The following is a 16,703-nucleotide window of genomic DNA, read 5'->3' as shown; positions in this document are numbered from 1 at the left end:
ACGGCCGGGCTGCACAAAATTTGAAACCAGCTGTAAAAAACCAGCCCCACGCCACCGAAGCGACACAGGACCAGCCAAAACAACCAATTCATATAAATAAATCGGTATCAACAAACTTGGCACACTATTGAGTTCTCAAACAACAGACACACCCGGCACCACCCACACCCCACAGGGTCCAGGATCGCTCCGGAGCAACTTCCCAAACTTACCAGACGCGCTCTCTCCGCACAACTCCCGATCCCGGGAACCGCACCGGACAAAACATCATCCGCACAACTCCCGATCCCGGGAACCGCACCGGACAAAACATCATCCGCGACCCCCGGGAAACCTCACCGGAACGCACAAAAGCGAACCGGAAATTTGGTTTCCATTTGGAAGGGGGTCGGTCGCAATTTTTCCGCATCAGCGGCGGCGACTCGAACTACTTTACACACCGCCAAGACCCGGCGCAAATCACCCCCGCACTACCATCCTGCGCTCCAAAACCCGCTACAACACGGCGATTTCGGGCCCAGCGACACCTGAGAGAAAGCCTTTAGGGCCGCAAGGCACAAACATGCCGTGCGTCACAAACAACGCGCCGCACCAGTAAACAAAAGCGGACTAGTGCCCGGCCGCGCCCTCGGTCTTGCGCATCATGGTGGACAGCACTACGGCAAGCACCGCAATCAAAGTGGCTGTCAAGAAGGCGGCCTGCATCCCGGCGACAAAGCCGGACGAGGCCGAGACCACGGCGAAGATCGAAACCAGGAGTGCCGTCCCTGCCGCTCCCGCCACCTGCTGCAGCGTGCTCATGATGGCCGAGCCATGCGAGTAGAGGTGGGGCGGGAGCGGGTTGAGGCCAGTGGTAAACGCCGGCGTGAACAGCAAAGCCAAACCCAGGCTGAGTACTGCGTACAGGACCACGACCCACCACAAGGGGCTATCCGCGGTGAGCATCGAGAACTGCCACAGCGTGAGTACCAGCAGGATTGAACCTGTCACAGTCAGCGGGAGCGGACCAATCTTGTCGAACAACCTGCCGACAACCGGCCCGAGCAGGCCCATCGCCAACCCGCCCGGAAGGAGAGCCAGGCCGGTCTCCATCGGCTGCAGGTGGAGGACGTTCTGGAGGTAGAGCGGCAGCAGGATCACTCCGCCGAACAGGGCCATCATCGCAACCACCATGAGCAGGACCGACACCGTGAACATGCGGAAGTTGAATGCCCTGAGGTCCAGCAAGGGCGCGTCGGACTTCTGCAACTTGAGCTGGCGGAAAACGAACGCCACCATGCACAAGACACCGATCACCAGCGCAACGATCGGCACGGCAGTTTCTCCCGCGTGGCCACCGATCTGGCTCAGCCCATAGACCAACCCGCCGAACGCAGGAACGGTCAGGACCACCGAGACGAAGTCCAGCCTCACATTGCCTCGCTCGCCAACGTTTGTGAGGAACTTGGCACCGATGCCCATGGCCAGCAAGGCCACCGGAAGCACGAAGACGAACATGAATCGCCACGAGAAGTGGTCAAGGATGATGCCGGAAACCGTGGGGCCCAGCGCCGGCGCAACCGAAATCGCGATGGTCACGTTACCCATCACCGCACCCCGGCGGGACAGGGGCACCAGGGTCAAAATGGTTGTCATCAGCAGCGGGAGCATGATCGCGGTGCCGCCCGCTTGGACGATCCGCGCCAACAAGAGCACTCCAAAACCCGGGGCTAATGCCGCGAGCATGGTGCCGGTGCTGAACAGTCCGATCGCCAGAAGGAACGCAGCTCGAGTGGTGAGCCTCTGGAGGATGAAGCCGGTGGTGGGTATGACCACGGCCATGGTCAGCATGAATCCGGTGGAGAGCCACTGGACTGTGGGGGCGTCGACGTTGAGGTCCGTCATGAGCCGCTGCAAGGCGACGTTCATGATGGTCTCGTTGAGGATCACCACGAAGGTGGCCACAAGTAGCGTGACGATGATGGTGACAGACTCGCGCGACATCCTGTCGCTGGCTTGCTGTGTCGCCGTTTCCGGCCTGGGTTTGCCGTGCGCGTCTGATGTGACGTCGGTAGACATGAGGATCCCTCAGCTTTGGGTGCGATGGTTTCCGGCGCTCGGCACCGGTGAAGATTGCAACAGTCTAAGCCTCAACCGCATTCCCGTCAGCAGCTTAATCCAAACGTTTGCGTACGGGCATCCGAAAGTTAAGAGTGCTCAGGAACTCAGCGGCACGTTGTCAATCAAGCGCACGGGCCCGACCTTCGCTGCAATGATCGCAAGCCCTTCGCCGCGGAACGGAGTTTCCTTGCAGTTTTCGGCGAGCGGTTCGAGCGTGCGGGTGTCAACGACGTCGAAATAGTCCAGCTTCACGAGGGGCTGGGATTCAACGAGCGCGACGGCGGAGTCCAGCTCGAGCGGTTCGTTCGCCAAGGCGCGGGACTCGAGGAGGCGGAGGGCACGGGAGAGCACCAGTGCCGCTTCTTGCTCTTCTTCGGAAAGGAAACGGTTCCGGCTGGAAAGCGCCAGCCCTTCCGCGTTGCGCACGGTCGGCACGGCCACGATGTCCACCGGAAAGCTGAGATCGGCCACCATCCTCCTCACGAGGGCCAACTGCTGGGCATCCTTCTGGCCGAAGTACGCGCGGTACGCGGCAGCACCGCCGTCGGCGGCTGGACCGCCAGGCAGGCCGTAGTGCAGCAGTTTGGCGACCACGGTGAGGGCGCCGTCGAAGTGGCCGGGACGCGAGGCACCCTCCCATTTCTCGCCCAGCGGTCCCGAAGTCACCCGGACCAACGGCTCCCCGCCGGGATAAACCTCGTCAACGGAAGGGGCGAAGACGAGATCCACGCCCTCGGCGTCCAGGAGGGCCATATCGGCATCGAGCGTGCGCGGGTACCGTTCGAGGTCCGCGGCCTCGCCGAATTGCAGGGGGTTCACGAAGATGGAGACCACCACCACGTCGTTCTGCTCGACGGCGGTGCGGGCCAGCGCTGCGTGCCCGGTGTGCAGCGCTCCCATCGTGGGGACGAGGCCTTGCGAGCTGCCGCGCTTTTTCGCGAGCAACCGCGCGCTTTCGGCCCGCAGTTCCGCCGCGGTGGTCACAAGTTTGATGGCCATTCTCAGTTTCCTTCCTGCGTCCCGGCAGCGTCGTTGCCTGGACGGTCCTTACCGTTGTCCGGCGTGCCTGAGCCGTCCAAAGCATTGTTGATGTCGCCAAACTGGCCCTGCTTTAGCAGTCCGCGATTGACCGCCCGGCGGGCCGTAGCGCGGGCCATGGCCTGGTAGGCGACGAGGACATCGCCGCCGGCACCGCCGTCGTACTCCTTGAGGGCCTCCGAGTGGGCGGCCACCGTTCCCACATCCCCGCGGGCCACGGGCCCGGTCAACGCGGACTCGCCTGAGGCCAGAGCGTTTTCCAAGGTGGCGCGGAGCAACGGGCCGAGCATGCGTTCGGGCGCGTCGACGCCAATGTCCCGAAGCAGTTGGGATGACTGGGCCACAAGGGTGACCATGTGGTTCGAGCTGTGCGCGAGGGCTGCATGGTAAAGCGTGCGATCGGCCTCGGCAATGGCCACTGGTTCGGCACCCATCTCCACCACGAGGGCTTGGGCGATGGGCAACATCGCAGCGTCGGCGGTGACCCCGAAAGTGCAGTCCAGGAGCCGGGTCAGGTCCAGGCTCATGCCCGTGAACGTCATGGCCGGGTGAAGAGCGAGCGGAATGGCACCTGCCGCGCGGACCGGCTTCAGTACTCCGACGCCGAAGCGGCCGGAAGTGTGTGCCACGAGTTGACCGGGCTGCCATGCTCCGAGCTTGGCCAGTCCCGCCACGAGTTCGCCGAGGGCATCGTCCGGAACAGCAAGGAGCACCAACTCGGACCGCTCCACGATTTCCTGGATTTCGAGGATCGGAACCCCCGGCAGCAGCGTCTCTGCCCGTTCCCGGCTCGCCTCCGAGACTGCGGAAACCCCGACGACGGCGTGCTCAGCCCCGCGCAGGGCCGCACCCAATACGGCACCCACCTTGCCGGCGCCAATGATTCCTACGCCGAGTCGTCCTGGCCTAGCCATGGTGGGGTTCCTCCTGGGTCGGTGCGTGCTGCATGGCAGGCGTGGCGGGCGGGGCCGGGGCCGGCATCGCCACGGGCGGGAGTTGCGCCAGCCATTGCTCGGAGCTCTGCAGTTTGCGGGCTTTCCGGGCCCGGGCCGCCTGCTGGTCGAACAAACTTACTGCTTCCTCTGTGGCTGCCTGGATGAGCCGGGGCGCCACCGGCCCTGGAGTCGTATGCAACACGAGGTCGGCCACGCCGAAGAGCCGGGCCAACGGACCCTGGTGGAGGGCGATCGACTGGGTTCGTTGATGCGGGACCATCACGAGCTTCCGCCACAAGCGGCCGGAGCGTAGCAGCAGGGCCGTGTCCGTTGAAAGGAAGCCGTTGCGTCGCCAGCCCAACGGGGAAAGAATCCAGGCACGCTTGGGGGTAGTGACAAAGCCGGCGACTGAATCCAGTCCGGTCAACCCGGCGGTGAACACCCGCTCAGGATCGGCGATACCGGGATCGGGCAAGACGAGTGAGAGCATCATCATCACTTCAGGCTTCCTGCCGACGGGAAGCAGCATGGTCCTGTGATCGCCTTCGCTGCGGTGGTGTTCACCGTAGCCGGCAACGTTCACATGGATCCGATACCAGCCGAGAATGCGCCACAGCGGCGGCTGCGTGACCTTGAGGGCCTGGATGCGGCCGGGAGGCACGGTCTGGGCCCGGGTATCCAGGAGTCCGTAGCGCACACGGATGCCGTCCGGGGAAATTGCCGCCGTAAAGTTGTAGCCCGTATTGAACGAGCGCCAGTAGGCGGTACCCAAGCCGAGGATTGCTGGTATCAGGTAGAGGATGAAGGCCCGGGACTCGGTCAGCACTGACACCAGGACCGACGCGATGGCGCTGAGCACAATGAAGAGGCTTTGCTCGCTCAGGATCAGCGAACCGACAAGCCTTCCAGGCGGCACGTAGAGCACCACCTGTTCGGGCGCTTCGGGCACCTCGACCGTTTCGCTCCCGTCAGCAATACCGGCGGCCCGGCCCAGGATCGTGGCACGGAGCTGTTTGGCCTGCGCGAGCCTGAGGTACGAGAGCCGCACGGCCGAGTGGCCGGCGTCGGCCACCTCGAACTTCAGCTCCGCGAGCCCGAAAATACGGGCAAGCAGCGGCTGCACGATGTCGATGGCCTGGACCCGGTCAAGCCGCGCCTGGCGCTGCTGTTTGAACAGGAATCCGGTGTTGACCCGGACATAGCCTTCGGCAAGCTGATACCGGGTGAAATACCAGCTGAGGACGAAGGACCCCAAAGCCAGCAACAGCACGACGCCGCCGCCGGCCAGAAGCCAAAGCGTGCGTTCGTTAAAGTTGTCGCCAATGGTCCCGCGGCCTTGGAGGGCTCGTTCGAAGGTATCGCGGCCGAAGAAATAAACGATCGCCGCAAGCGCCACCCATCCCCGCACGAAAGGCGACGCCGGGTGGACGCGGTGCCAGTCGCCGTCGACGACGGTCTGTTCCTGGGTCACAGCCCGGCCAGCCTCGCTTCACCGCGGGCCGAAAGCTGCTCGCGCAGCCGTGCGCCTTCAACGGCGGGAAGTCCAGGCAGGTGGGCGTTGGTTCCAGCCGAGGCGGTGTGGAGTTTGAGGGTGCACAGCCCCAAGAGCCGCTCGACGGGTCCAACCGTTACATCGACGAACTGCATCCGGCCGTAGGGAACCACCATGGTCCGCTGGAAGAAGATGCCGCGGCGGATCAGCAGATCGTCGTCGCGTTCCGCATAGCCGATGGCCCTGACCTGCCTCGGGATCAACACGAGCCGCCACAGGGCAAGCAGTAGAAAGGCCGTGGGAACGGCGACGGCTAGCCACAGCGGTGGCCACTTCCACCATCCCAGTTCCACGAAGAGCAAGGGCAGGCTGAACAGGCCGATCGTGATCACGTTGCGGATGGCCCACTCGACGAGCCGCACCGTCACGTATTTCGGCGATACGCGCAGCCACTGGATGCCCGGAGGATCAATCGCCACGGTATGCATATTCGCCTTCGCCCTTGGCTTCGCCACGACGTGGATCCCTGACGCCCGGGCCGCCTTCCAGGTCTTCCGGTGGGATGCGGCAGAACCGCTCCACCACGAGCCCCACGACGGTCATGATGAGCCCGCCGCCGCCCATGATCAGCGCGAGCCACAAGATGCCTTGGTCACTGCGGAAGCTCCAAAGCCGGAGTTGCTCAATCACGATTCCCGCATGCCAGCCCAGCAGCACGGTGCCCGCATAAGCGCAGGCCTGGGCCAGGATCAGGGTTCGCGCGGCCAGGATGGGGTTGAGCATGGTCTTCTTCTTGCCGTTGCGCCATCGCAGGACCCGGATGCCCATGATCAAGGTGAGCACGGCGATGAAGCCCATGGTCACCAGCGCGGAAGGAGGAAGCACCGGCGTCGCCATGCTGTAGCGCGTGGTGAGTACGGTGGTCAGCCAACCAATTGCGGCAAGAACGACGGCGATGATCGCCAACAAGAGCGGACGCATGGCCTTCATGGACTACTCCACCGCTCCCGCGGCAGCGACGCTGCCGGATCCGTCGAAACCGTCGAAAGGCCGAAGCCCGGGAAAGTCCTCGGCCTTCGCGGCCAGCTCGGCGACGCTCTCACCGTTGAGCCGCGCCGCAGGGTCCAGGAGGGCCCATGGATAGAGCACGAAGGCCCGCTCCGCAGCACGCGGATGAGGCAGGGTCAGCGTTTCGTCGTCGCTCGTGAGTTCGCCGTAGACGATGATGTCCACGTCCAAGGTGCGGGGGCCCCAGCGGACCTCGCGGACCCGGTGGTGCATTTGTTCGACGTCGTGGCAGTGCTGCAAGAGTTCCAGTGGCGTAAGGGTGGTCTCGATGGCGATCACCATGTTGAGGAAATCCGGTTGCCCCACGGGCCCGCCCACGGCTTTGGTCTGCACCACAGGAGAGACACCGAGCAGGCGGATTTCCGGGCGGTCAACGAGGTCGGCAACGGCGGTGGACAGGGTGTCGTTCCGCTCGCCCAGGTTGCTGCCGAGGGCGAGGATGGCTTTCGTGAAACGGGAGCTCATGCACGCTCCCTGTGGACACTGACAGTGACATCACCGAAGGGCACTTCGATGGGAGCCTTGGGTTTGTGGACCGTGACATCGACGGCGGAGACGTGGAAGCCCGCCAGAATCCCCTCGGCGATCCGCACCGCGAGGGCCTCGATCAGGTTGAGTGGCTCGCCCGTAATGAGGGACGTAATGTACTCGGCCACTTCACCGTAGTGCGCCGTGAACTGCAGGTCATCCGTTTCCGCGGCCTTGCTGAAATCGGTGTACAGCACCGCGTCGACGACGAACGGCTGTCCGTCCCGGCGCTCGAAGTCGAAGACGCCGTGATGCCCGACGGCGGTCACTCCGGTCAGTGTGATCCTGTCCAAGCCGGTTCCTCCCCCTCTGTTCACGAAGCTTAGTGTCTGATGCGCGCAGCAACCTTGACGGCGTCAAGGCTGGGGCCGACGTCGTGGACGCGCACAGCCCAGGCGCCGTTCGCGGCACTGATTGCCGTGATGGCCGCGGTGGCATGGTCCCGCTCCTCCGGTGCCGCCGCCTTGCCAGCCACGGTCAAGAGCGTTCCGAGGAAGCGCTTCCGGGAAGCTCCGATCAGGACCTTGTGGCCAAGCTCATCCAGCTTGCCGATGTACTTGAGGAGTTGCCAGTTCTGGTCCTCGTCCTTGGAGAAACCCAGGCCGGGATCCACAATGATTTGCTCTGCTGTCACGCCTGCCGCGTAGAGCTTGTCTCGGACGCCCTTGAGTTCCTCGATGACTTCCTCCACGACATTGCCGTAGTCGGCAAGGCTGTTCATCGTCTCGGCGTCGCCCCGGCGATGCGTCAGAACATAGGGCACCTTGGTACGAGCGACGAGTTCGGCCATCTCAGGTTCGAGGCTCAGCCCTGAAACGTCGTTGATGATCGCGGCTCCGGCCTCCACGGCCGCAGCGGCCGTCGAGGCGTGCGTCGTGTCGATGCTGACGAGCGCCCCGGCCTTAACGAGTGCCTGGATCACCGGCAAGACCCTCCGTTGTTCTTCTTCCGGGGAGACAGGCTCGGCGCCCGGGCGGGTCGATTCGCCGCCGACGTCGATGATGTCCGCTCCCGCGTACAACATGCGCAATGCGTGGGCGATGGCGGTGTCCGCCGTGGGGTGCTTGCCGCCGTCGCTGAAGGAATCAGGCGTGACGTTCAGAATTCCCATGACGAGCGTGCGGTCGGCCGGCAGGTCCGCGAAGCGGGCGGCTCGACGGGGTTTGCGGAGAATGGGCAGGGGGCTGGTAGCCGGGCCCGTTCCTGGTGCGGCTGCGAGGGAATCCATGGTCTTTGTTACCTTCCGAGTATGAGGCTCATGGCTTCGGCGCGGGTGGCCGGGTCATGAAGTTGCCCGCGCACTGCGCTGGTGACGGTCTTGGCGCCGGGCTTGCGGATGCCACGCATGGACATGCACATGTGTTCGCATTCGACGACGACGATCGCGCCCCGGGGCTTGAGGTATGTCACGAGCGCTTCGACGATCTGGGTGGTCAGGCGTTCCTGCACTTGGGGACGGCGGGCATAAATGTCCACGAGACGGGCCAGTTTGCTCAGCCCCGTCACTTTGCCATCGTGCGAAGGGATGTATCCAACGTGCGCGACACCGTGGAACGGTACCAAATGGTGCTCGCACGTGGAATAGAACGGGATGTCCTTGACCAGCACGAGTTCCTCATGGTCGAGGTCGAACGTGGTGGACAGGACATCTTCGGGATCCTGGTGCAGTCCCGCGAAGACCTCGGCGTACGCCTTGGCAACGCGCTTCGGCGTATCCAGCAGTCCGCCCCGGTCCGGGTCCTCGCCCACGGCAATGAGGATCTCGCGGACGGCCGCCTCGATGCGCGGTCGGTCGACCTTATATGGGTGGTGTCCGTGGCGGTGGCCGCCTGATTTCGCCCCGGAGGTGCCGCCGAAGTCATCACTGGCGGCACCGCTGAAGTCGTCGTCGTCGATGTGAGTCACAGCAGAAAGCTTAGCCTTGATGCGAAACGTCGGTGCCCGCGTCAGGTCCCTGGCCGGTGAATGACTCCTGGCTGCCGACTCCCTGCGGGTGCGGGGACTGAGCGTCCAAAGGCTCTTCGAGACGAGCGGCCTTGGCCTCTTCCTGTGCCTCACGTTCAGCCTTCTCTGCGCGGGATTCCACCGGCGGGATGGTCTGGACCGGACGGGACTCCTTGGAGAGCCACACCTCACGGAAGTCACGCTTGCGGATGTCGCGGAAGATGTAGGCGATCTCCGCCTGGTTCAGCGTTTCGCGCTCAAGCAGTTCGAGGGCCAACTGGTCCAGGACGTCGCGGTTCTCGGTCAGGATGGCGTAGGCCTCGTCATGGGCCTGATCGATCAGGCGCCGCACTTCCTCGTCAACGATGTACGCCACCGAGTCGGAGTAGTTGCGTTCCTGTGCCATGTCACGGCCCAGGAACGGCTCGCCGCCGCCTGCGCCAAGCTTCACGGCGCCGATGCGCTCGCTCATGCCGAACTGGGTGACCATCTTGCGAGCCGTCCCGGTGGCCTTTTCGATATCGTTCGAGGCGCCCGTGGAGGGGTCGTGGAAGACGATTTCCTCTGCGACGCGGCCACCCATGGCATAGGCCATCTGGTCCAGGAGTTCGTTGCGCGTGATCGAGTACTTGTCGTCCTCGGGGACAACCATTGTGTAGCCGAGTGCGCGGCCTCGGGGCAGGATGGTGATCTTCGTGACTGGGGCCGAATTGCGCAATGCTGCCGCCACCAGGGCGTGGCCGCCTTCGTGGTAGGCGGTGATCTTGCGCTCCATTTCCTTCATGACGCGGCTGCGCTTCTGCGGGCCGGCCATGACACGGTCGATTGCCTCGTCCAGGGCGCGGTCGTCAATCAGGTTTGCATTGGACCTTGCCGTCAGGAGGGCGGCCTCGTTGAGCACATTGGCGAGGTCGGCACCCGTGTAGCCCGGGGTCTTCTTCGCAACGCCCTTGAGGTCGACGCCGTGGGCCATGGGCTTGCCCTTGGCGTGGACATTCAGGATCTGTTCGCGACCTATCAGGTCCGGTGCTTCAACAGTGATCTGGCGGTCGAAGCGGCCAGGACGGAGCAGGGCAGGGTCCAGGACGTCCGGACGGTTGGTTGCAGCGATCAGGATGACGTTGGTCTTGACGTCGAAGCCGTCCATCTCGACGAGGAGCTGGTTAAGGGTCTGCTCGCGCTCGTCGTTGCCGCCGCCGATACCGGCGCCACGGTGACGTCCGACGGCGTCGATCTCGTCAACGAAAATGATGGCGGGCGCATTGGACTTGGCTTGCTCGAAGAGGTCGCGGACGCGCGATGCACCGACACCTACGAACATTTCGACGAAGTCCGAGCCCGAGATGGAGAAGAACGGGACGCCGGCTTCGCCTGCGACGGCGCGGGCCAGGAGTGTCTTGCCTGTGCCCGGAGGGCCGTACAACAGCACGCCCTTGGGGATCTTCGCGCCGACGGCCTGGAACTTTGCCGGTTCCGCGAGGAATTCCTTGATTTCCTGGAGCTCTTCGACGGCTTCATCGGCACCGGCGACATCCGAGAAGGTGACCTGCGGCATGTCCTTGTTGACCAGTTTGGCCTTCGACTTCCCGAACTGCATCACCTTGGAACCGCCGCCTTGCATGCGCGAGAGGAGGAACCAGAAGAGCACACCCAGCAGGAGGACGGGGATGAGGAGCGAGAACAGTCCGGAGAACCAGTTGTTCTCGACGGGCTGGTCCGTGAAGCCACCGGATGGTTGGGCGTTGGTGACGGCCTTGACGACATCCCCGGCTCGCGCGGTGACGTAGAAGAACTGGACGTTCTTACCCTTGTCCTGGCCATCGATGACGAGGTTGTCTTTCAGCGTCAGGTCAACGCGGTTCTCGGCATCGTAGATTTTGGCCTGGTCCACCTTGCCGCTCTGCGCGAGGATCGCGAGGCCCTTGTCGGTGTCGATACGGGTGGATCCGCCGGGGGCAAGGGTTGCAAATGCCACCAGGAGCAAGCCGACTACGACAACAATCCAGATGCCCGGGCCCTTGAAGAAACTCTTAGCTTTCATCTGTTCGGGGGCTCCGCCCCGTCCCTCCTGGTAGTGCTGCACGGCGCAGCTTCTGCGCGCGTGTGGTGCTGCGTCAGTTTCTAGCTTTACACCGTTCGGAGTGATTCACGCACAGTGAGAGGCAAAAGTTCCCTCTAGGCGTACATGATCGCGGAATTCCGGAAGTTCCCGGGGGAAATCCATGGTTCTTTCAGGAGCCCGCATCACTGCACAACGGGAAGCGGCCTCCCGAAAAGGAGGCCGCTTTCACTCCGCGAATCATGCCGCGGTGGTTCGCTGCGAGAGGAGTTATTCGTAAACGTGCGGGGCCAGGGTTCCCACAAAGTCCAGGTTGCGGTATTTCTCGGCGTAATCGAGGCCGTAGCCGACGACGAATTCGTTGGGAATGTCATAGCCGACATACTTGACGTCGATCTCGACCTTCGCGGCCGTTGGCTTGCGGAAAGCCGTGCAGATTTCCACGGAAGCAGTGCCCCGCGATTCGAGGTTGGTCTTGAGCCAGGAGAGGGTCAGTCCGGAATCGATAATGTCTTCGACAATCAGGACATCCTTGCCCATGAGGTCGGTATCGAGGTCCTTGAGGATGCGCACGACGCCGGAGGACTGGGTACCGGAGCCGTAAGAGGACACTGCCATCCAGTCCATGCTGACGTGGCTGTGCAGCGCACGCGCGAGGTCTGCCATGACCATGACGGCACCCTTGAGCACGCCGACGATCAGCAGCTCACGGCCCTCGTAGTCCTTGTCAATCTGTGCAGCAAGTTCGGCGATCCGTTGCTGGATCTGCTCCTTGGTGTAGAGAACGTGTTTGAGGTCTGCCTGGACGTCGTTTGAATCCACCAATGGCTCCTGTGTTGATGCGTGGGTGCGGCTACTGTTGGGGCGATCTTTGATGCCGGAATACTAGCTTCCCACAGCCGCCGCCTTCGCGGGGAACGGCAGTTCCCGCGGCTGAGGCCTCCCGCTCCAATTCGCTCAGGGACACGCGGTAGGCGCTGACGCTTCCGGGAAGCTGCACGGGACCCGCAGATCCCTGCCGGCGCAGCAAGGCTTCGGCCGCCTGAAGCCGCCCGTAGCCGGGCTGTTGGCCCCCGACGTCGGCAGCCGCTTTGGCGATCACCCGGAACCTCAGCGCGGGGGACAATTCCCTCAAGGCATCTTCGCGAAGCCAGACCCCGTCGTCGGTCCGGTTGACGAGGCGCGCATAACTCTCTGCGGCAAGCTGCTCCAGGAAGTCGGCATCCTGCTGGAGGATCGCGGCGGTGCGGGCGAGTGATTCGGCAACACCGGGCCCCAGCTTGTCCTCAAGCAAAGGCATCACCTCAACCCTGGTCCGCGAGCGGGCGAAGGCAGGGTCAGCGTTACTGGGATCGTGCCAGGTTTCGAGTTCCTCGACCTCGCAGATTTCAAGCGTTTCTGCGCGGCGAAGCCCGAGGAAGGGACGAAGGAGTTTGCCGCGGGCTGGCCGCATCCCGGCGAGGGAACGGGCTCCCGAGCCCCGGGCCAGGCCCAGCAGGACCTGCTCGGCCTGGTCGTCCAAGGTGTGCCCCAGCAGGATTGCTCCACAATCGAGTTCGGTGGCGGCTGCTTCGAGCGCCGCGTGCCGGGCGTCCCGGGCTGCCGCTTCCGGCCCGAACCCGGTAGCTGCCACCTCCACAGTCCGCAGCTGGACGGGCGAGAGTCCCAGGCCCTCCAGGATCGACACGGTTCGTGCCGCAACCTCAGCCGAGCCTTCCTGCAACTGGTGGTCGACCACGACGGCGGCTACGCTCACGGGGCGGCCGTGCACATGGCCTCGACGGGCAAAATAGGCCGCCACTGAGGCAAGTGCCAAGGAGTCCGGCCCGCCGCTGCATGCCACCAGGATTCGTTCGGGATAGCCCGCGGAGGCCAGTGCGTCCTGCAACATATTCCGTGCTTTGCCGACGACCGGCGCCAAACGCCCGGGACGCCGTCGTCCGCTGCTTGGTGAGTTGCTACTGCTTGCGCCCGGGCCCGATGTGGTGCCTGCGGTCACAGCCCCATCCGCTCAAGCCACAGCTTGGAGTCGTGGATTTCGGCCTCGGTGGGCAGTTTTTCGGCCGATTCCCAGACCCGGTTCAGGCCCTCCATGCCGGCCACCGCAACCACTTCGCGGACGAACTTGGCACCGTCGCTGTACTGGCGCATCTTGGCGTCCAGGCCGAGGATGTTGCGGATGAATTTCTCGATCATTCCGCGGTCCTTGCCCCGCGCGTTGAAGCGCTGCCGGATGGTCTTCACCGAAGGGATCAGGGTGGAATCGACAGCGTCCATCACCACGTTGGCGTGGCCTTCCAGCAAGCTCATGACGGCTGTGAGGTGCGAAAGCGAGGCCTTTTCCTCGGGGTTCTGGAGCAGGTCCAGGATGGCTCCGCGGCCGGGCACGGCACCGGAGGAGCGGTCGCGCAGGGACCGGGCGGCGGCCGTGGCGCGGTCCATGATGGAGTCCACATTGCCGATGAGATTGGCGCTGAGGCGTTCGATTTCCTCGAGCATGTGGGTCCGGAGCCAGGGTGCGGCGGCGAACTGCACCCGGTGGGTCTGCTCGTGAAGGCAGACCCAGAGCCGGAAATCGTCAGGATCGACGTTGAGCTCGCGCTCCACGGAGATGATGTTCGGAGCCACCAGCAGGAGCCGGCCGGCAGGCGGCGCTTTCGAGTCCGGGGCGAGCGCGGCGAAGGGATCGTACTGGCCCAGGACTTTGCTCGACAAGAAGGCAAGCACAGCCCCGAGCTGGCTGCCGGTGATGGCGCCGCTCGCGGCCGCCGCGGCCGGTGTCATCGCCGGCCCCCGCCGGGAATCCAGCATTTGCTTGAGGGCCGGCTGGAGCATCACGGCAAAACTTTGGGTGTTGGCCTTTGCCCACGACGCCCGGTCAACTACCAGCACATGGGAATCGCGCAGATCGCGTGCGGCTTCCAAGCCGGTGATGTCATGCACATGTGGTACCGAGATGTCCGCGCTGAAACGCAGGCTGTCCACGGCTTTACCGATCTGGGCCGGACTAAGTACTGGGCCGGGGGGAGCGAGCCGGGCGGCCGTGGAGGCGGCCAGCTCCCAGTTGATGAGGGACTGGGCTTGCTGCTGAGACTCCATACGAACCATCAGAACACAACAGTCTGAATCTGCACCCTTAAGTTCGCTCAGCGGCGAACGTCAGGTAGCGGCGAACGTCAGCCAGCCCGGCAACCACATGACGCGAGTGCCGTGGCGGACCGGTCAAGCGCTACCTTGTTCCCCGCCGCGCCCGGCGTCAGCCCGTTGCCGATAAAGGAAAAGACCAGAAGACGGCCGTTCGCGTCCACCACGTAGCCGCTCAAAGCGATCACCGAATTCAAGGTACCGGTCTTGGCCCGCACCAGTCCCGCCCCTTGGGAGGTGGTGGCGTCAGCGTAGCGGTCGCCGAGCGTCCCGGTCAGCCCCGCCACCGGGAACCCGGCGAGGGCGGCACGGAGACGAGTGTCCGGTCCCGAGGTAATCGCGCGCACCACATCCGCGAACTGCCGTGCCGACACCTGGTTCCCCAAAGCAAGGCCGGACACGTCCGCCAAGTGCATGGAATCCGTGGCGATCCCCAGTTCCGCCACCTGAGCGCTCACGGCCGCCGTCGCGCCGTCGTTAGATCCCGGCTTTCCAGCGGACAGTGCGGCCATCCGGCCAAATACCTCGGCAAGGTAGTTGTCCGAGGTTTCCAGCATCAAGTCCACTTGCTCACGGACCGTGGCAGACACCACGCTCGCGAGGACGTCCTGCTTTCCGGCTGGAACGGTGGCGCGTTCCACACCGGGGACCACCGTGAATCCGGAAGCCGTGCCCGCGGCTTGGAGCTTCCCGGCGAAAGCCGCTGCGGCAGTGAGCGCGGCGTCTTGCGGACGCGGACCGGTGGTCGCACCCGGGCTTGTCCGGGCAGAGTTCAAGGCGAGCGGAAAGATTGGCGCGGTTTCGCCCGCAGCGACGTCGTCGAGGCTCCACGCCGGATTCAAAGCCGGACCGGTGAATAGTCCATCGTCCAATTCCACGGTGACCGGACCCTTCACGCCGCGGTCCTGGAGCGCTTTGGCCGCATCCGCCGCGAGGGTCTCCAGGCCGGCATGGCCAAGCACCTCGCTTGGCTGGGACGGTCCGTCGCCGAGCAGGACATCACCTCCGGCGCTCAGGATGATGGTCGACGCCGAAGGTCCAGCCAGGACCCGCGTGCTGAAGCGTGTCTCCGGCCCGATCGCCCGCAGCGCCGCGACAGCCGTGAGCAGTTTCATGTTGGACGCCGGCACCCGGTTCTTGGCGCCGTCACGATCGTAAAGCGGAAGTCCGGTCAACGCATCCTCAACGACGCCGGTGAAGTCTCCCCCGCCGTCGGGCGTCAGGAGGGCGTTGAGCTGGCTTGTGACATCGGCCGGCAGGGGGACCGGGGCGGAAGCGTCCAAGGGGGCAACGACCTGGGTGCGGCTCAACTGCTTGGGGACCTGTTGCCAGGCCGGCACCTTGGGTACGGGCGTACCGGCGGCCCCGAAAGAGCCGGGACCGAAGAATCCGGGTGCGACTCCGAGGCCCATCGGCACCGCCAATGCAGCAATGACCAAGGTCAACAAGACCAGTGGCAAAAAGCGGACGACGCCCTTCGACGCGGGCTTCGCGGATCTGGGCTTCCTGGGTCTGAGAACGGGAGTCTCCTGCTGTTCCGGAGCCTGCTTTTCAGCCCCCGCCTCGTCAACGCCCTTCATGCAGCTTTAGTCCTCAAAGTCTTGAATGTCCCCACCGTTTCAAGAAACTTGGGCCTCTCGCTATATCCTCAATAGTAGTCGGCGGCGTCGGCTGCTCTGTTGCCGCGCCCATGCCAATACCGTCAAGGAGCATTCCATGAAGCACGACGTCACGATCGAGATCCCCAAGGGGTCGCGCGTCAAGTACGAAGTTGACCACGAGACCGGCCGCGTCCGCCTGGACCGCGTCCTGTTCACCTCCATGCAGTACCCCACGCACTACGGGTTCTTCGAGAACACCCTTGGCGAGGACGGCGACCCGCTGGACGCACTGGTCCTCCTGCAGGACTTCGACCTCTACCCCGGCGTCATCGTTGAATCCCGGCCCATCGGCGTTTTCAACATGACCGACGACGGCGGCGGCGACGCCAAGGTCCTCTGCGTTCCGGCCGACCCGCGCTTCGACCACATCCAGGAAATCACCGATGTCAGCGAATTCCTGATCAAGGAAATCGAGCACTTCTTCACCCGTTACAAGGACCTTGAGCCCGGCAAGTGGGTCAAGGCCGAAGGCTGGGCCGACCGCGCCGCAGCCGAAGCTGAGCTGGAAGCTTCCATCAAGCGTTACGTTCCGGTCTCCCACTAGTCCCCACTACCTCCCCAAACTCGCAAGCTCGTTTGGGGCCCCTCGGTAGCGTGGGCCCATCCACTGCCACCCTAACCTCGCTCCGCTCGGCCAGGGAACCTCCCCGCTACCTCCCCAAACTCGCAAGCTCGTTTGGGGCCCCTCGGTAGCGTGGGCCCAGGCGGCTTTTTGACTAGCACGCCGGCGGGGG

The 16,703-nt window shown here is 64.2% G+C and carries 16 protein-coding genes; 1 reads left to right on the top strand and 15 read right to left on the bottom strand.

What is annotated here, in order from left to right; genetic code table 11:
* Positions 1 to 609: 609 nt before the first annotated feature.
* The 15 genes from ABEA18_RS05835 to dacB all read right to left on the bottom strand — a co-directional run bounded on the left by ABEA18_RS05835 (position 610) and on the right by dacB (position 15,888).
* A complete protein-coding gene (locus ABEA18_RS05835; RefSeq protein ID WP_345448347.1) occupies positions 610 to 2,058 on the bottom strand; it encodes a DHA2 family efflux MFS transporter permease subunit in 1,449 nt (482 codons plus the stop codon).
* 138 nt (positions 2,059 to 2,196) lie between these two features.
* On the bottom strand, positions 2,197 to 3,099 hold the full coding sequence (panC, locus tag ABEA18_RS05830) for a pantoate--beta-alanine ligase (RefSeq protein WP_345448346.1): 903 nt from the start codon (positions 3,097 to 3,099) through the stop codon (positions 2,197 to 2,199).
* A 2-nt stretch (positions 3,100 to 3,101) separates the two neighbouring features.
* Positions 3,102 to 4,052 carry a Rossmann-like and DUF2520 domain-containing protein gene (locus ABEA18_RS05825; RefSeq protein WP_345448345.1) on the bottom strand — a complete coding sequence of 317 codons (951 nt, stop codon included), beginning with the start codon at positions 4,050 to 4,052 and terminating at the stop codon, positions 3,102 to 3,104.
* Positions 4,045 to 5,544, bottom strand: coding sequence for a PH domain-containing protein (locus tag ABEA18_RS05820; RefSeq protein ID WP_345448344.1), 1,500 nt, complete (start codon positions 5,542 to 5,544; stop codon positions 4,045 to 4,047). Before ABEA18_RS05820 ends, ABEA18_RS05825 begins: the two co-directional genes overlap by 8 nt.
* Positions 5,541 to 6,053 carry a PH domain-containing protein gene (locus ABEA18_RS05815; RefSeq protein WP_345448359.1) on the bottom strand — a complete coding sequence of 171 codons (513 nt, stop codon included), beginning with the start codon at positions 6,051 to 6,053 and terminating at the stop codon, positions 5,541 to 5,543. The genes ABEA18_RS05820 and ABEA18_RS05815 overlap by 4 nt, the downstream gene beginning before the upstream one ends.
* On the bottom strand, positions 6,034 to 6,555 hold the full coding sequence (locus ABEA18_RS05810; protein ID WP_345448343.1) for a DUF3180 domain-containing protein: 522 nt from the start codon (positions 6,553 to 6,555) through the stop codon (positions 6,034 to 6,036). Before ABEA18_RS05810 ends, ABEA18_RS05815 begins: the two co-directional genes overlap by 20 nt.
* A gap of 3 nt (positions 6,556 to 6,558) precedes the next feature.
* The gene (folK, locus tag ABEA18_RS05805; RefSeq protein WP_345448342.1) at positions 6,559 to 7,098 is read right to left on the bottom strand and encodes a 2-amino-4-hydroxy-6-hydroxymethyldihydropteridine diphosphokinase; all 540 of its coding nucleotides are present in this window, start codon (positions 7,096 to 7,098) and stop codon (positions 6,559 to 6,561) included.
* Entirely contained in the window at positions 7,095 to 7,454 is a 360-nt protein-coding gene (gene folB, locus ABEA18_RS05800) for a dihydroneopterin aldolase (protein ID WP_345448341.1), read from the bottom strand. Before folB ends, folK begins: the two co-directional genes overlap by 4 nt.
* Positions 7,455 to 7,483: 29 nt before the next feature.
* Entirely contained in the window at positions 7,484 to 8,389 is a 906-nt protein-coding gene (folP, locus tag ABEA18_RS05795) for a dihydropteroate synthase (protein ID WP_345448340.1), read from the bottom strand.
* A gap of 8 nt (positions 8,390 to 8,397) precedes the next feature.
* The gene (gene folE / locus ABEA18_RS05790) at positions 8,398 to 9,066 is read right to left on the bottom strand and encodes a GTP cyclohydrolase I FolE (protein WP_345448339.1); all 669 of its coding nucleotides are present in this window, start codon (positions 9,064 to 9,066) and stop codon (positions 8,398 to 8,400) included.
* Positions 9,067 to 9,076: 10 nt separating this feature from the next.
* The gene (ftsH, locus tag ABEA18_RS05785) at positions 9,077 to 11,146 is read right to left on the bottom strand and encodes an ATP-dependent zinc metalloprotease FtsH (protein ID WP_345448338.1); all 2,070 of its coding nucleotides are present in this window, start codon (positions 11,144 to 11,146) and stop codon (positions 9,077 to 9,079) included.
* Between the two features lie 288 nt (positions 11,147 to 11,434).
* The gene (gene hpt / locus ABEA18_RS05780) at positions 11,435 to 11,986 is read right to left on the bottom strand and encodes a hypoxanthine phosphoribosyltransferase (RefSeq protein ID WP_059388924.1); all 552 of its coding nucleotides are present in this window, start codon (positions 11,984 to 11,986) and stop codon (positions 11,435 to 11,437) included.
* Between the two features lie 31 nt (positions 11,987 to 12,017).
* Positions 12,018 to 13,055, bottom strand: a complete 1,038-nt coding sequence (gene tilS / locus ABEA18_RS05775; protein ID WP_345448337.1) for a tRNA lysidine(34) synthetase TilS — start codon at positions 13,053 to 13,055, stop codon at positions 12,018 to 12,020.
* A 104-nt stretch (positions 13,056 to 13,159) separates the two neighbouring features.
* The gene (locus tag ABEA18_RS05770) at positions 13,160 to 14,263 is read right to left on the bottom strand and encodes a zinc-dependent metalloprotease (protein WP_345448336.1); all 1,104 of its coding nucleotides are present in this window, start codon (positions 14,261 to 14,263) and stop codon (positions 13,160 to 13,162) included.
* Between the two features lie 77 nt (positions 14,264 to 14,340).
* On the bottom strand, positions 14,341 to 15,888 hold the full coding sequence (dacB, locus tag ABEA18_RS05765) for a D-alanyl-D-alanine carboxypeptidase/D-alanyl-D-alanine endopeptidase (protein WP_345448335.1): 1,548 nt from the start codon (positions 15,886 to 15,888) through the stop codon (positions 14,341 to 14,343).
* 136 nt (positions 15,889 to 16,024) lie between these two features.
* On the opposite strand from dacB, the gene ABEA18_RS05760 reads away from it, so the two are divergent.
* On the top strand, positions 16,025 to 16,513 hold the full coding sequence (locus ABEA18_RS05760; protein WP_344789058.1) for an inorganic diphosphatase: 489 nt from the start codon (positions 16,025 to 16,027) through the stop codon (positions 16,511 to 16,513).
* Positions 16,514 to 16,703 lie beyond the last annotated feature (190 nt).

This window comes from Arthrobacter gyeryongensis (genome assembly GCF_039543785.1).
Lineage (GTDB): Bacteria > Actinomycetota > Actinomycetes > Actinomycetales > Micrococcaceae > Arthrobacter > Arthrobacter gyeryongensis.
The sequence above is the reverse complement of the archived record's forward strand: the minus strand, read 5'-3'. Positions and strand labels throughout refer to the sequence as shown.

Coding starts and splice junctions, on each gene's coding strand:
- ABEA18_RS05770 (WP_345448336.1), bottom strand. CDS start 14,263: ATGGAGTCTCAGCAGCAAGCCCAGTCCCTCATCAACTGGGAGCTGGCC.
- panC (WP_345448346.1), bottom strand. CDS start 3,099: ATGGCCATCAAACTTGTGACCACCGCGGCGGAACTGCGGGCCGAAAGC.
- tilS (WP_345448337.1), bottom strand. CDS start 13,055: ATGTTGCAGGACGCACTGGCCTCCGCGGGCTATCCCGAACGAATCCTG.
- ABEA18_RS05815 (WP_345448359.1), bottom strand. CDS start 6,053: ATGCATACCGTGGCGATTGATCCTCCGGGCATCCAGTGGCTGCGCGTA.
- folP (WP_345448340.1), bottom strand. CDS start 8,389: ATGGATTCCCTCGCAGCCGCACCAGGAACGGGCCCGGCTACCAGCCCC.
- ABEA18_RS05810 (WP_345448343.1), bottom strand. CDS start 6,555: ATGAAGGCCATGCGTCCGCTCTTGTTGGCGATCATCGCCGTCGTTCTT.
- folK (WP_345448342.1), bottom strand. CDS start 7,098: ATGAGCTCCCGTTTCACGAAAGCCATCCTCGCCCTCGGCAGCAACCTG.
- ABEA18_RS05760 (WP_344789058.1), top strand. CDS start 16,025: ATGAAGCACGACGTCACGATCGAGATCCCCAAGGGGTCGCGCGTCAAG.
- ftsH (WP_345448338.1), bottom strand. CDS start 11,146: ATGAAAGCTAAGAGTTTCTTCAAGGGCCCGGGCATCTGGATTGTTGTC.
- ABEA18_RS05835 (WP_345448347.1), bottom strand. CDS start 2,058: ATGTCTACCGACGTCACATCAGACGCGCACGGCAAACCCAGGCCGGAA.
- dacB (WP_345448335.1), bottom strand. CDS start 15,888: ATGAAGGGCGTTGACGAGGCGGGGGCTGAAAAGCAGGCTCCGGAACAG.
- ABEA18_RS05825 (WP_345448345.1), bottom strand. CDS start 4,052: ATGGCTAGGCCAGGACGACTCGGCGTAGGAATCATTGGCGCCGGCAAG.